Origin of the sequence: Pseudomonas sp. R5-89-07, assembly GCF_003851685.1 — a bacterium.
GTDB lineage: Bacteria > Pseudomonadota > Gammaproteobacteria > Pseudomonadales > Pseudomonadaceae > Aquipseudomonas.
Window position 1 is genome coordinate 4,284,572 of record NZ_CP027727.1, and the last position, 13,324, is coordinate 4,297,895.

At 59.5% G+C, this 13,324-nt stretch carries 14 protein-coding genes; 7 read left to right on the forward strand and 7 right to left on the reverse strand.

The features are described from left to right. The first annotated feature begins 7 nt into the window (after positions 1 to 7). A complete protein-coding gene (locus C4J94_RS19490) occupies positions 8 to 1,390 on the forward strand; it encodes a sodium:solute symporter (RefSeq protein WP_124387646.1) in 1,383 nt (460 codons plus the stop codon). A gap of 151 nt (positions 1,391 to 1,541) precedes the next feature. Here the strand turns inward: C4J94_RS19490 and C4J94_RS27900 are convergent, their stop codons facing one another. Both C4J94_RS27900 and C4J94_RS19495 read right to left on the reverse strand, forming a co-directional pair. Beyond that, positions 1,542 to 1,664 (reverse strand): PA1414 family protein, encoded by a 123-nt coding sequence (locus tag C4J94_RS27900; RefSeq protein ID WP_017737772.1) that lies wholly within the window; start codon positions 1,662 to 1,664, stop codon positions 1,542 to 1,544. Between the two features lie 143 nt (positions 1,665 to 1,807). Next, positions 1,808 to 2,701, reverse strand: coding sequence for a LysR family transcriptional regulator (locus tag C4J94_RS19495; RefSeq protein WP_124387647.1), 894 nt, complete (start codon positions 2,699 to 2,701; stop codon positions 1,808 to 1,810). 103 nt (positions 2,702 to 2,804) lie between these two features. Here C4J94_RS19495 and C4J94_RS19500 point away from each other — a divergent pair, with 103 nt between their 5' ends. Continuing rightward, positions 2,805 to 4,004, forward strand: coding sequence for an MFS transporter (locus C4J94_RS19500; protein ID WP_124387648.1), 1,200 nt, complete (start codon positions 2,805 to 2,807; stop codon positions 4,002 to 4,004). On the opposite strand, the gene C4J94_RS19505 is transcribed toward C4J94_RS19500, so the two are convergent. From C4J94_RS19505 to C4J94_RS19515, 3 genes are all read right to left on the reverse strand, one after another. After that, the gene (locus C4J94_RS19505; protein ID WP_124387649.1) at positions 3,916 to 5,358 is read right to left on the reverse strand and encodes an NCS1 family nucleobase:cation symporter-1; all 1,443 of its coding nucleotides are present in this window, start codon (positions 5,356 to 5,358) and stop codon (positions 3,916 to 3,918) included. The two genes, C4J94_RS19500 and C4J94_RS19505, sit on opposite strands and share 89 nt — an antisense overlap. Positions 5,359 to 5,554: 196 nt before the next feature. Continuing rightward, entirely contained in the window at positions 5,555 to 5,953 is a 399-nt protein-coding gene (locus C4J94_RS19510; protein WP_124387650.1) for a DUF2177 family protein, read from the reverse strand. Positions 5,954 to 6,006: 53 nt separating this feature from the next. Beyond that, complete coding sequence (locus tag C4J94_RS19515; RefSeq protein ID WP_057721276.1) at positions 6,007 to 6,843, reverse strand: S1 RNA-binding domain-containing protein; 837 nt, start codon at positions 6,841 to 6,843, stop codon at positions 6,007 to 6,009. Between the two features lie 324 nt (positions 6,844 to 7,167). Here C4J94_RS19515 and C4J94_RS19520 point away from each other — a divergent pair, with 324 nt between their 5' ends. From C4J94_RS19520 to C4J94_RS19530, 3 genes are all read left to right on the forward strand, one after another. Continuing rightward, positions 7,168 to 7,347 (forward strand): hypothetical protein, encoded by a 180-nt coding sequence (locus tag C4J94_RS19520; protein ID WP_003193095.1) that lies wholly within the window; start codon positions 7,168 to 7,170, stop codon positions 7,345 to 7,347. Between the two features lie 206 nt (positions 7,348 to 7,553). Continuing rightward, positions 7,554 to 8,276, forward strand: a complete 723-nt coding sequence (locus C4J94_RS19525) for a TorF family putative porin (protein ID WP_124387651.1) — start codon at positions 7,554 to 7,556, stop codon at positions 8,274 to 8,276. 66 nt (positions 8,277 to 8,342) lie between these two features. Next, complete coding sequence (locus C4J94_RS19530) at positions 8,343 to 9,212, forward strand: DUF6279 family lipoprotein (RefSeq protein ID WP_124387652.1); 870 nt, start codon at positions 8,343 to 8,345, stop codon at positions 9,210 to 9,212. 48 nt (positions 9,213 to 9,260) lie between these two features. Here the strand turns inward: C4J94_RS19530 and C4J94_RS19535 are convergent, their stop codons facing one another. Further along, complete coding sequence (locus C4J94_RS19535; RefSeq protein ID WP_124387653.1) at positions 9,261 to 9,662, reverse strand: transcriptional regulator; 402 nt, start codon at positions 9,660 to 9,662, stop codon at positions 9,261 to 9,263. 154 nt (positions 9,663 to 9,816) lie between these two features. On the opposite strand from C4J94_RS19535, the gene C4J94_RS19540 reads away from it, so the two are divergent. Beyond that, the gene (locus C4J94_RS19540) at positions 9,817 to 10,089 is read left to right on the forward strand and encodes a hypothetical protein (RefSeq protein WP_124387654.1); all 273 of its coding nucleotides are present in this window, start codon (positions 9,817 to 9,819) and stop codon (positions 10,087 to 10,089) included. Positions 10,090 to 10,170: 81 nt separating this feature from the next. Here C4J94_RS19540 and C4J94_RS19545 read toward each other — a convergent pair whose 3' ends face one another. Continuing rightward, entirely contained in the window at positions 10,171 to 11,517 is a 1,347-nt protein-coding gene (locus C4J94_RS19545) for a DEAD/DEAH box helicase (protein WP_124387655.1), read from the reverse strand. A 193-nt stretch (positions 11,518 to 11,710) separates the two neighbouring features. Here C4J94_RS19545 and C4J94_RS19550 point away from each other — a divergent pair, with 193 nt between their 5' ends. Continuing rightward, on the forward strand, positions 11,711 to 13,000 hold the full coding sequence (locus C4J94_RS19550) for a mechanosensitive ion channel family protein (protein ID WP_124387656.1): 1,290 nt from the start codon (positions 11,711 to 11,713) through the stop codon (positions 12,998 to 13,000). The last annotated feature ends 324 nt before the right edge of the window (positions 13,001 to 13,324 follow it).

A 13,324-nucleotide genomic window follows, 5' to 3' on the forward strand; every position in this document is an offset into this window, starting at 1 on the left:
CGCCGTCATGGCTTTGGATTTATTCGTCGTACTCATCTACGCCGCCGGCATGCTCGTGCTCGGCTACTACGGCATGCGCCGCGCCAAGACTCACGAAGACTACCTGGTCGCCGGGCGCAACCTCGGCCCCTCGCTGTACATGGGCACCATGGCCGCCACGGTGCTGGGCGGCGCCTCCACCGTCGGCACCGTGCGCCTGGGCTATGTGCACGGTATTTCCGGTTTCTGGCTGTGTGCTGCGCTAGGCGCGGGGATCATTGCGCTGAATCTGTTCCTGGCCAAGCCGCTGTTGAAGCTGAAAATCTTCACCGTCACCCAGGTCCTGGAAAAGCGCTACAACCCCATGGCCCGCCAGGCCAGTGCAGTGATCATGCTGGCCTACGCGCTGATGATCGGCGTGACCTCGATCCTGGCCATCGGCACCGTCCTGCAAGTGCTGTTCGGCCTGCCGTTCTGGGTCTCGGTGCTGCTCGGCGGTGGCGTGGTCGTGGTGTATTCGACCATCGGCGGCATGTGGTCGCTGACCCTGACCGATATCGTGCAGTTCGTGATCAAGACCGTCGGGTTGATGTTCATCCTGCTGCCGATCTGCCTGTACCGCGTCGGTGGCTGGGATGAACTGGTGGCCAAGCTGCCGGCCTCGAGCTTCAGCTTTAGCGCCATCGGCTGGGACACGATCATCACTTACTTCATGATCTACTTCTTCGGCATCCTGATCGGCCAGGACATCTGGCAGCGCGTATTCACCGCCCGCGACGAAAAAGTCGCCCAGTACGCAGGCACCTTCGCCGGGTTCTATTGCATTCTTTACGGCCTGGCGTGCGCCTTGATCGGCATGGCAGCGCACGTGCTGCTTCCGGACCTGGACAACGTCAACAACGCGTTTGCGGCCATCGTCAAAGCCTCGCTGCCCGACGGTATTCGCGGCCTGGTGATTGCCGCTGCCCTGGCGGCGATGATGTCAACCGCCAGCGCCGGCTTGCTCGCCGCCTCCACCGTGCTGACCGAAGACCTGCTGCCCCGCCTGCGCGGTGGCAAACAGTCGAGCCTGGGCATCAACCGCTGGTTCACCCTGCTGACCGGCGTGGCGGTGCTGGGTATCGCACTGGTGGTGAACGATGTGATCAGTGCCTTGACCCTGGCCTATAACCTGCTGGTAGGCGGCATGCTGGTGCCGTTGATCGGCGCGATCTTCTGGAAGCGTGCAACCACCTCTGGGGCGATCACGTCCATGACCCTGGGCTTCGTGACCGCGCTGGTCTTCATGTTCAAGGATGGGTTGGATGCGAACACCCCGATTTACTACAGCCTCGCGGTGGCATTGGCGAGTTTTGTGCTGGTGAGTGTGTTGTCGCGTAAACCGGGGGCGGTGGTGGTGGGGGCGGTTTGAGAGGAATGGAATTACCGTGGCGAGGGAGCTTGCTCCCGTCCGACAGCGCAGCTGGCTGCCGGCTTCTTTTTAGTGCTGCATGGAACTCGCGCAGACAAGCCTGCTCGCCGCAACAAGCCGGCCCACACGAATCCTGAATTGGGACTAGGAATCAACGCCGACGGGGGCGGCGTTGCTCATCGTCGGTACGGATCGGTACCGGCTGCAGCGGAGGCTCGATCAAGCCCAGCGCAACGCCAAGGTCATGGAGCCAGGTTTGGATTTTCTCTTTCATGGTTTGCCCCCTTTGAGGGTAATGCTGGCAGGCGCCTGTTCTGTCGCCCTTTCCTACACTGATAGTAGCCCTAAGTCCTACGTATTGCTTGCGCGAAACCACAACGAACTATTACTGAATGGATCTGAATCCTGTCGGATCGTTCAAGCAATCTCCCGCCTTTCTTGCGCGCAATCTGCACGGTTTGCCTGCTGCAGCTCGATCCATGCATTGAGGTTAGCGCCGAGCATACCCTTTCGCCACATTAACCAGGTGGTGGCAGTGGCAAAAGGCCCCGTCAGCGGATGAACGGACACGCTGTCCTTGCCTGGCAGGCTGTCGAGCATGGATTCAGACATCAGCGCCACGCCAGAGCCCGCGATGACGCAAGCGAGCATGCCCTGGTAAGACTCGATCTCGATGGCGCGGCCCATGGCCACGCGCTCGTGGGAAAACCAGGTTTCCAGGCGGGTGCGATAGGCGCAACTGCGACGGAAGGTGAATACCGAGCGGCCGGCAACGTCCTGCGGGCCGTTTACCGGCGGGTGGTCGGCCTCGCAAATGATCACCAGGCGCTCTTCGCACAGAGGGATACCGTCCAGCGTAGCAAGGGTCAGCGGGCCATCCACCAGCGCCGCATCCAGCCGCCCGGTGATCAACCCCTCCAGCAGCTCGCCGCTGGGCGCCGATTGCACCTGCAGGTTCACCCTCGGGTAGGCCTTGTGATAACGCGCCAACAGCGCCGGCAAGTGAATCGCTGCCGTGCTGTACATGCTGCCGAGTACGAAATCACCGGCCGGTTGCCCGCCCTGTACGGCGCCGTGCGCTTCGTCGTGCAGCGCCAGTAGGCGGGCGCTGTAGTCCAGCAGCACTTTACCGGCAGGCGAAAGCTGCAAACGCTGGCGTTCACGCACGAACAGCTCGACGCCGAGTTGTTCTTCCATTTGCTTGAGCCGGGTCGACAGGTTCGACGGCACACGGTGCAAGCGCTCGGCGGCGCGGGTGATGGAGCCCTCCTCGGCCACCGCCTGGAAGATGCGCAGTTGACTGAATTCCACACCTTTCTCCAAAACTGAACAAGTTACTCACTATTATTCATTTTTACAGAAAGTCAATCCGCTTTAGCCTGACGGTCTTCGCTTTGTTGCAGGACACGTGAACATGTCACCGCTGATTCGCTTAACCGCCAGCTTTGTCGCCCTGATGATGGCCATGGGTATCGGCCGCTTTGCCCTCACCCCGCAGATGCCGCATCTGCTCAGCGAAGGCCAGATCGACCTGACCGGCGCCGGGCTGATCGCGGCCGCCAATTACCTGGGTTACTTCGTGGGTGCCGTGGACTCGATATTCGCCCGCAGCCATCACCACATTAAGGGCCGCCTGTACGCGGGACTGTGGCTGTGCGTGCTGCTGACGCTGGCCTCGTACTGGGCACACGGCTTCTGGCCGCACCTGTTGCTGCGTTTCGGCACCGGTGTGGCCAGCGCCTGGGCCTTGGTGATGATCACCAGTCTGAGCCAGCCACTGGCGATTGCCGCCGGCAAGCCACGCCTGGGAGCATTGGTGTTCGCCGGGCCGGGCTTGGGGATTTTGCTGACCGGCTTGCTGGCGCTGGGCTCCAACCTGCTGGGACAAAGCTCCGCGACGCTGTGGCTGGTGTATGGCGCAGTGGCGCTGGTGATGCTGCTGGCCAGCCTGCCCTTCTTGCCGAAGCCGACGTCCTCGGTTGCACCCGAGCCCAGCGCTGGCAACAACGGCAGCATCGCGCACTTATGCTGGATCTACTTCCTGTACGGCCTGGGCTACATCATTCCAGCGACCTTCCTGTCGCAGATGGCTAGCGCACAGTTCAAAGGCGCCTGGCAGGCCGACTTGTTCTGGCCTTGCTTTGGCCTGGCCGCAGCAACGGGGGTGGTGATTGCCAGCCTGCGCCACAAGGATCCGAACACCACCCGGCGCTGGCTGATGACTACCCTGTGGCTGCAAGCGGCGGGTGTGTTCACTTGCTTGCTGGGCAACGGCTGGGGCCTGGCGCTGGGAGTCTTGCTGTGCGGGGCACCGTTTCTGGCCTGCATGCAGTTGGTCATGGCCCGTCTGCGCGAAGTAGCGCCAAACGGCTACCAGCGCAGCACCGGACTGTTGACGGCCAGCTTTGCCATTGGCCAATTGTGCGGGCCGCTGCTGGCCTCTGTGAGCAGCCACTTGAGCGGCGGCCTGCAACCGGCGCTGGTGATTGCAGGTTGCGGCCTGTTGGTGGCCGGTGGTGTATTGATCAGCCGGCGACCGCAGGCGTCGGCGCGTGAGCCTGCTCGCGTCGCGCCAGCACCAGGAAAAACAGCCCACCCAACAAGCATCCGGTAAACCAGGCGAAATTGGCCAAGCCCTGCAACGCCGGCGTGAAGGTGATTGCGACGCCCACCAGCGTCGCCGGCACCAGCGCCTTGATCGCCGTCCAGTTCACCCCGCCGTCGAAGTAATAGCGCCCGCTCGGGCTGTCATCGAATAGCGCATCCACGTCGATCTGCTGTTTTTTGACCAGGTAAAAATCCACCAGCAGGATGCCAAACAGCGGCCCGATAAACGCGGCGAGGATATCCAGGGTGTAGTGGATCATCAGCGGGTTGTTGAACAGGTTCCACGGTGTGATAAAGATCGAGGCCACTGCAGCGATCATCCCGCCTGCACGCCAGCTGATTCTGCTCGGCGCAATGTTGGCAAAGTCGAACGCGGGCGAGACAAAGTTGGCGACGATATTGATGCCGATGGTGGCGGTGACGAACGCAAAGGCGCCCAGCAACACAGCCATGCTGTTGTCGATACGCGCCACGGTAGCGATGGGGTCATGCAGCATTTGGCCAAACACCGGCAGGGTGCCCGAGACGATCACCACGGTTACCAGGGAGAACGCCAGGAAATTCACTGGCAGCCCCCAGAAATTGCCACGCCGTACGTCCTGCATGCTGCGGCAGTAGCGGCTGAAATCGCCAAAATTCAAGGTCGGCCCGGAGAAGTACGACACCACCAGCGCGGTAGCCACGATCACCTGGCCGAACGCCTGCCAGCCCGACAGCGACTTTTCCGCCAGGGTAAAGCTGATATTCGCCCAGCCGGCCTTCCAGACAATCCAGCCGGCCAGGGCAAACATCACCGCGTACACCACCGGGCCGGCCCAGTCGATAAAGCGGCGGATGGACTCCATGCCCGCCCAGAACACAGCGGCCTGCAACACCCATAAGGTTAGGAAACCGAACCAGCCCAAGTAGGACAACCCAGCAAAATGCGGCTCGGCATACACGGCCATCGACGGAAAAAAGCGCAGCACTACGATGATCAAGGCACTCGACGCCAGGTACGTCTGAATGCCGTACCACGCCACGGCGATCAGGCCACGGATCACCGCAGGAATATTCGCGCCAAACACGCCAAATGCCAACCGGCAGATCACGGGATAAGGCACCGCCGCTTGCTGACTCGGCTTGGCCACCAGGTTGGCGATCAGTTGCACAATGCAGATGCCCGCGAGCAAGGCGATCAGCACCTGCCAACTCGCCAGACCCAGGGCAAACAGGCTGGCGGCGAAGACGTAGCCGCCGACGCTGTGCACGTCGCTCATCCAGAAGGCAAAGATGTTGTACCAGGTCCACTTTTGCGGCAGTGGGCCCAGGTCCTGATTGTAGAGCCGTGGGCTATAGCCTTTGGGCAAGTGTTCAGTCATCGCTGGAGTCCTCGAATATCGCCCCGCGCTGCCGTGGCGGTATGCATACGGAAGACGACATGGGTTGTATACGAGGTATTCAGCAGAATGCGTGCCAATAGCACACAATCCCCCTGGAACACGGCTCCAAAGGAGTTAGGAAGATTCAGGCATGAAGGTTACGCGCAGCAACGGTGCACAACAATCCTGTACACAATCAACGGTGCACCCGTTGTGCACACAGGTAGCCAACAGTGCAACAGATCGCTGTCAGAACAGTGCCCCATGCCATGTCCATCACCGTCAAGCCCGCCGACCAGCCTTGCAGGGTGGCCCAATTGCTCAGGTCGTAAGTGCCATAGGCAACCAGCCCGAGCAAGGCACCCAAACGCGCGGCGCGCTGCCAGCTTGCACTGGGTATCACGACGAAGACCACGCAACCGAGGACGTACAGCAGGTAAAACACAACCGCGGGAAAAAGGCGGGGCTGATCGAGCATCAGCGAGCCGAGCAGGCTTTTGTAGGTGGGGCCCATGATGACACCCAGCCAGAGGCCGTCGAGCACCAGAAAGGCGAGCAAGGTGCCCAGATAGGCAAACAACGTTTTCTTCGACATTTGACCCATCCACTGTAGGAGCGAGCGCGCTCCTACAGCAGAGCGAACCGCACTCAGCTTAGTTCAATGCGGTCCGCATGAATCACAATCTGGCCCTGCTTGTAGAGCGCACCAATGGCCTTTTTGAAGTTGCCTTTGCTCACGCCGAACAAGTTGCTGATCACTGCCGGGTCGCTTTTATCGCTGACCGGCAAGGTGCCGTTGTTGTCACGCAACTTGGCCAGGATCTTCGAGTTGAGGCTGGACGCCGCTTCCTGGCCCACCGGCTGCAAGCTCAGGCTGATGTTGCCGTCGGCGCGGATTTCCTTGATGAAGCCTTTCTCTTCCTTGCCTGGGCGCAGGAACTTGAACACCTCGTTCTTGTGGATCAGGCCCCAGTGCTTGTTATTGATGATTGCCTTGAAGCCCATGTCTGTGGCTTCGGCCACCAACAGATCGACTTCCTGGCCCACCTGGTAATTGGCCGGAGTCTTGTCCAGGTAGCGGTCAAGACGCGCGGTGGCGGTGATGCGCTTGGTGTGCTTGTCGAGGTAGACATGCACCACGCAATACTCACCAGCGCTCAATTGACGCTTTTCTTCCGAATAGGGCAGCAACAGGTCCTTGGGCAGTCCCCAATCGAGAAAAACGCCGATACTGTTGACTTCAACCACTTTCAAACTGGCAAACTCGCCGACTTGAACTTTGGGTTTTTCAGTGGTGGCGATAAGTTTGTCATCGCTGTCCAGATAAATGAAAACGTTAAGCCAGTCTTCATCTTCGCTGGGAATGTCTTTGGGGATATACCGATTAGGCAAGAGGATTTCACCGTCTTGCGCACCATCGAGGTACAAACCAAAGTTAGTGTGTTTAACCACTTGCAAGCTGTTGTAGCGCCCGACTAAAGCCATTTCCAAATACCCTCGTTACGTGGGCAGCATTCTACCCGAGTTGGGCCAGGCACGCGCGTGCGCCTGAAAAATCCATCGGCTGACGTGGCGCTCCAGTGGCACTGCCCCGCTCGTCTGATCATTCTTGGGAATTTTGCCACTCACCAGCACCTGTTCATCCTCTGGTTTCGAGTTAAAACAGTAAGTTAGAGAATTAATTCACTGGTCAAGTTCGGCCCTTTCTCAGTCACGCTATTAATTTCACGAGGATATTTGCCAAGCAATTGTCAAGTATTTCCTGTACGATGCCTGGCCAAGTTAATTTTCTACAGGTTAGTGGCCGCCATGCGCGTAAAAGCATCCAACAGCAAAGCAAAGCCAGCTCCCGCCGTTGAAACCAGCGAATCGATCAACAGCCAGATTGCTGCGTTCCTCAAGTCCGGTGGTGAAATCCAGCAAATTGCCAAGGGCGTGAGCGGCCAGACTTTCGGCCCGTCCAAGCAGATCAGCCTGGGTAAAAAGTAAGACCTCGCAACACACCTGGTTCCTAAGCGTCTTGCCCCCAAGGCGCTAGGGCTAGAGCCCGAAACACCCACTTGCTTGACCCCATGATCCGCCAATCGACGAACGGCCCTTAAGCCAGCGACTTTCGCCGGTATGCTTGCACACGTCTAGCACGGGCATCTCCCGACTTTTTTCATCACTGCTCCTCGCTTTTCATGGAGTGAAGCATGCTCAAACCCTGCTTTTTTCTGATCGCGGCCCTCGCTGCCAGCCCCCTCGCCGAAGCGCAGATCTTTCAGCGTGAATTGGGCGACTTTGATCTGAAGTTAGGCACCACACCCACTCGAAGCATGGCCCAGGGCCTGGTCAAGCCGACCTCGCCAGGCAGCGACTCATTCCATGGCGGGCTGGACCTGAGCCACAACAGCGGTCTGTATTTCGGCCAGTTTTCGCCGAACATAGGTCTCTCCTCGACCAGCAATCTGGAAGTCGACTCCTATATGGGTTTCAAGCACCCGTTCGACCAGACCCTGGGCTACGAGGTGGGTCTGATTCACTACAGCTATCCCACGCTCAGCCCTCTCGACAGCCAGGAGTTCTACGGCGGCCTGAACCTGCTGGGCAATCGTTTCGGCGCCTCCTTCAGCAACGACCCCGACCGCCGTGACAGCACGCTGTTCGCCGACCTCGGCGGCACGCAGCCTTTCGGCATCGGCGTCAGCATGAAATACACCACCCACCAGTTGGGCACCCCTGCCTCGGTGGAAGGCGGCACCATCAACAGCTTCAGCGATTGGTCGGTACAGTTCTCCCGCGCCTGGAAGGGCATTGACCTGGACCTGATCTACAGCGACTCCAGCCTCAGCGGCGGTGACTGTTCGGCCTACTCCGGACACAATTCGCAATGTGATGGGCTGTTGACCTTGAAGGCTGTGCGATCGTTTTATTGACGGGCTGAACTGTCGCACCCGCCGCAGGTTCACATGCATTAACCCCCTCCGTGCAAGGACCCGCCCATGTTGCGTCGGCTCAAATTCGTGGCGTTATTGCTGACCCTCAGCCTGGTGCTCGCCGGCTGCAACCGCGTAGGCCTGGCCTACCGCAATCTCGATGTGATCATCCCCTGGACCCTCAACGACTACCTGGACATGAATGCCGGGCAAAAGAGCTGGTTCAACGACAGCCTCAAGCAGCACCTGGCGTGGCACTGCACGACCCAGTTGCCCGGTTACCTGGATTGGCTGGACCGCCTGCAGTTGATGGTCGACAGCAATCAGGTCACAGACGTCGCCTTGCAAACCCGTACGCTGGAAGCCAAGCAGGCCATCGCCGAGATTGCGCGTGAAATCACCCCGACGGCAGTTCAATTGCTGCAAGGCCTGGATGACCAACAGGTCAAGGAAATGAACGAGGCGCTGGCCAAAGACCTGCGCAAGCGCCAGGACGAGTACCTGAAACCGCCACTGGCCCAGCAAATCAAAGAGCGCGCCGAACGCATGAGCAAACGCCTGGACGCCTGGATCGGCCCACTCAGCCCCAGCCAGCAGAGCCGGGTGACGGCATGGTCCGTCGCTTTGGGTGATCAGAACACCGAGTGGATCGGCAACCGCGCCCGCTGGCAGGCTCAATTCATTGACGCCGTGCAGCAGCGCCAAAGCCCCGACTTCCCGCGCAGGATGCAGCAACTGCTGGTCGACCGCGAAAGCCTGTGGACCCCGCAATACCGCACGGCCTACGCACAGACGGAAGCCGCCGCGCGCAGCTTGATCGTTGACTTGATGGCTCAAAGCACAGCGCAGCAGCGTCTTAAGCTGACCCAGAAAATCGACGGTGTGCGCAACGATTTCAAGGCTTTAAAGTGCCTGAAAGCCGCATCATCGCAATGAAAAGTGGGAGCGGCTTGCTCGCTCCCACCTTCGTATGGCGCGTGACCGCTAAATCGCACCGCCGGCAATGGCGGCCTCGCAAGCCACACGATCAAAGGTGTCTTCATCCAGCGCATCGTCCTGCTGGTCCATCACATGACGCGGGTGGTCATTGCCCGGAATCGAGCTGTCGATCAGCGAGAGCAGGCTCGCGCCTCGCGGGGTCAGAATGAAATTCTCGCCATTGCCACCCTCTTCTTCGGGGCGCGACTCGATAAACCCACGCTTGAACAGCAGCGCCTCGTAATCTGCAGCGGTTTTTTTCAACGCATCCAGATTACCGGTGGACTCGCCCGCCGTGGCCTTTTCGGCGGCTTCCTGCTCGGCATATTTACGCGGAGCAAAGCTGCCCTCGCCGTTTTGTACTTCGTGCAACAGCCGCTCGATCAGATCCCAATTGTAAGTCGTCATCCTGATTCCTCCTGCAGGCCTGAAAAATTAGCCCGTCAAAGCTAGTGACCCGCCCGCGCGCTGGCCGTTCAGCTGAACAGACGGGCGCCATTTCTCTGAACTTTCCAGACGTTTGCCCCCTCAACCGAGCATCATCGCCAAGGAGGTCCGACCCATGAGCACCCTGAAGAACCTGGTCATCGCCGCCACGCTGTTGTACGCCTTGCCCGCCTGGGCCTGCACGCCAGACGAGGCCACGGCCAAGCGCGAGGAGCTGGCCAAGGAAGTGACAAGGCTCACCGAGCAGAACCCTGCCAAAGCCAAGGAAATGAATGACGAGTTACAGAAAATGGATCTGGATACCGAAAGCGCGCAATTTCCGGACAAGTGTCAGTTGATCGATGCCCGGCTCAAGGAGCTGAAGGAGGCGGCAGCCAAGGCCAAATGAACGAGGCGCCGCGCATGGAAACGATCAAACTGCGCACGAAAAAAAACCGGACAATGTCCGGTTTTTTTTACCACACAGGCCTTACTCGGCAGCGGGTGCTTCCGGCTTGCGGCGCTTGAGCGGGGCCATACCGTCCTTGCTGACGAGCGACAGGTTGTCGGTCTTCGGACGGTTGGCGATCTTGCGCTTGGTCGGCGACTTGGCGCCGGCTTTTTTCTTGTCGCCCTTGGCGTCGGTCTTTTTCTTCTTCACGCCGACGGCCTTGCCCGAGGCCTTGACCTTCTTCGGCCCGGTGTAGGTACCTTTGACTTCCTTGATGGTACGGCGCTCGAACGATTGCTTCAGATAGCGCTCGATGCTCGACATCAGGTTCCAGTCGCCGTGGCAGATCAGCGAAATGGCCAGGCCATCGTTGCCGGCACGCCCGGTACGGCCGATACGGTGCACATATTCGTCGCCGCTGCGCGGCATGTCGAAGTTGATCACCAGGTCCAGGCCATCCACATCGAGGCCGCGAGCGGCGACGTCGGTGGCGACCAGGATCTTCACGCCGCCGGCCTTGAGGCGGTCAATGGCCAGCTTGCGATCCTTCTGGTCTTTCTCGCCGTGCAGCACGAACGCCTTGTATTCCTGCGCCACCAGGCGGCCGTAGATGCGGTCGGCAGCGGCCCGGGTATTGGTGAACACGATGGCCTTCTGGTAGGTCTCGTTGGCCAGCAGCCAGTTGAGGATCTGTTCCTTGTGCACATTGTGGTCAGCGGTAACGATCTGCTGACGCGTGGTCGCGTTCAGATCGCTGACGTTGTTGACTTGCAGGTGCTCGGGATTGTTCAGGACCTTGGCGACCATGTCGCGCAGGGTCGAACCGCCGGTGGTGGCGGAAAACAGCATGGTCTGCTGGCGGTTCACGCATTCGGCCACCAGGCGTTGCACGTCGTCGGCAAAGCCCATGTCGAGCATGCGGTCGGCTTCGTCAAGCACCAGCACTTCGACTTCCTTGAGGTCGAGGTTGCCAGCATTGAGTTGCTCGATCATGCGGCCCGGAGTACCGATCAGGATATCCGGGACCTTGCGCAGCATGGCGGCCTGGACCTTGAAGTCTTCACCGCCGGTGATCAGGCCGGACTTGATGAAGGTGAACTGCGAGAAGCGCTCGACTTCCTTCAAGGTCTGCTGGGCCAGCTCGCGGGTCGGCAGCAGGATCAGGGTCTTGATGCTGACGCGGACTTTGGCCGGGCCGATCAGGCGGTTTAGGATCGGCAGGACAAAAGCAGCGGTCTTGCCGCTACCGGTTTGCGCCGTCACCCGCAGGTCACGCCCTTGGAGCGCGAGCGGGATGGCCGCTGCTTGCACAGGCGTAGGCTCGACAAATTTAAGCTCGGCCACGGCTTTGAGCAGGCGTTCGTGCAGGGCGAATTGGGAAAACACGGGTGCTACCTCGAAGAAATACAAAATATCAGCGGCATAGGTTACCGGTTTCGGACGTCCAAACCGAGTTTCTTTACGCGAACGGTGCCAATCAGCTGCTTTTTTGTCAGCGATTTTGTCCATGGCGTCAACTTTGTTGCACTTAAATGCTCTAATCGCCCCCGTGTTGTCTTACAGAAGAATCGGTTCACTCATGGATATCAAACAGCTCTGGCTCAAGGTCCAGGACCTTTGGGGCGCCCTCGACGAACACCCGGTCCTGCATTCCAGCCTCGGCTTGCTGGTCCTGCTGGTAGTGGCATTGTTGGTGGGACGTATGGCGCGCTACCTCATCCTGCATGCGGTCAAATTGCTCGGGCGGCAACCGGCCCTGCACTGGCTGAACGACCTGCGGCACAACAAAGTCTTCCATCGCCTGGCGCAGATGACGCCGTCCCTGGTGATCCAGTTCGGCCTGTACCTGGTGCCGGACCTGAGCAAGACCGCCATTCTGTTCATTGGCAACGTGGCCCTCGCAATCACCATTCTGTTCATGGTGCTGGCGATGAGCGCCCTGCTCAACGCGCTGCTGGACATCTACGCGCGCACCGAACACGCCCGTACCCGCTCGATCAAGGGTTATGTGCAGCTGGCGAAGATGGTGCTGTTCGTGTTTGGCGCAATCATCATCGTGGCCACCCTGATCGACCGTTCGCCGCTGTTGCTGCTGTCGGGCCTGGGTGCGATGTCGGCAGTGATCCTGTTGGTATACAAGGACACCCTGCTGTCGTTCGTCGCCAGTGTGCAGTTGACCAGCAACGACATGCTGCGAGTTGGTGACTGGATCGAAATGCCCCAGGTCGGCGCCGATGGCGATGTGGTGGATATCACCCTGCATACGGTCAAGGTGCAGAACTTCGACAAGACCATTGTCTCCATTCCCACCTGGCGCCTGATGTCCGAGTCGTTCAAGAACTGGCGCGGCATGCAGGCCTCCGGCGGCCGGCGCATCAAGCGCAGCCTGTTCATCGACGCCAGCGGCGTGCGCTTTTTGCGCGATGACGAAGAAGTGCGCATGAGCCAGGTGCACCTGCTCACCGGCTACATCAGCCGCAAGCAGGCCGAACTCAAGGCCTGGAACGAGGCCCAGGGCCATAGCGCACAACTGTCGGCCAACCGCCGCCGCATGACCAACCTGGGGACTTTCCGCGCCTATGCCCTGGCGTACCTGCAAAGCCACCCGGACATCCAGCCGAACATGACCTGCATGGTGCGCCAGATGCAAACCACCGCCCAGGGCGTGCCGCTGGAAATCTACTGCTTTACCCGTACCACGGCGTGGGCGGACTACGAGCGGATCCAGGGCGATATATTCGATTATCTGTTGGCGGTGTTGCCGGAATTTGGCTTGAGCCTGTATCAGCAGCCAAGCGGTACGGACCTGCGCGGCGGGTTGTTTGCGATGACGCAAAATGCCCAGGCCGTCGAAGCCCTGGAACACTGACACAGTGGGCAAGGGGCTGACCGGCCCCTCGCAGTGGCGACTATTTAGCCACCCAGTCGTCCTGGACTACACGCTTCAACTAAAGAAATAACAACACTACATCACACCATTATCGACTGACAGGCACCCCGGACACGTCTTAAAAAGCCGGCGAGCGTATGTAGTCGCCGCCTCCAAACAAATCAACTCACCCAAATAACAAAGAACACTCCACCTACGCGTTTAGTGAAATTCACTATCTGCGCACCCGATTTTCAAACTGTTTTTAGAAAAACCAAATCTATAGCATCTGGCCATCGAACAAATCAGCCAGAAGGCATTCCT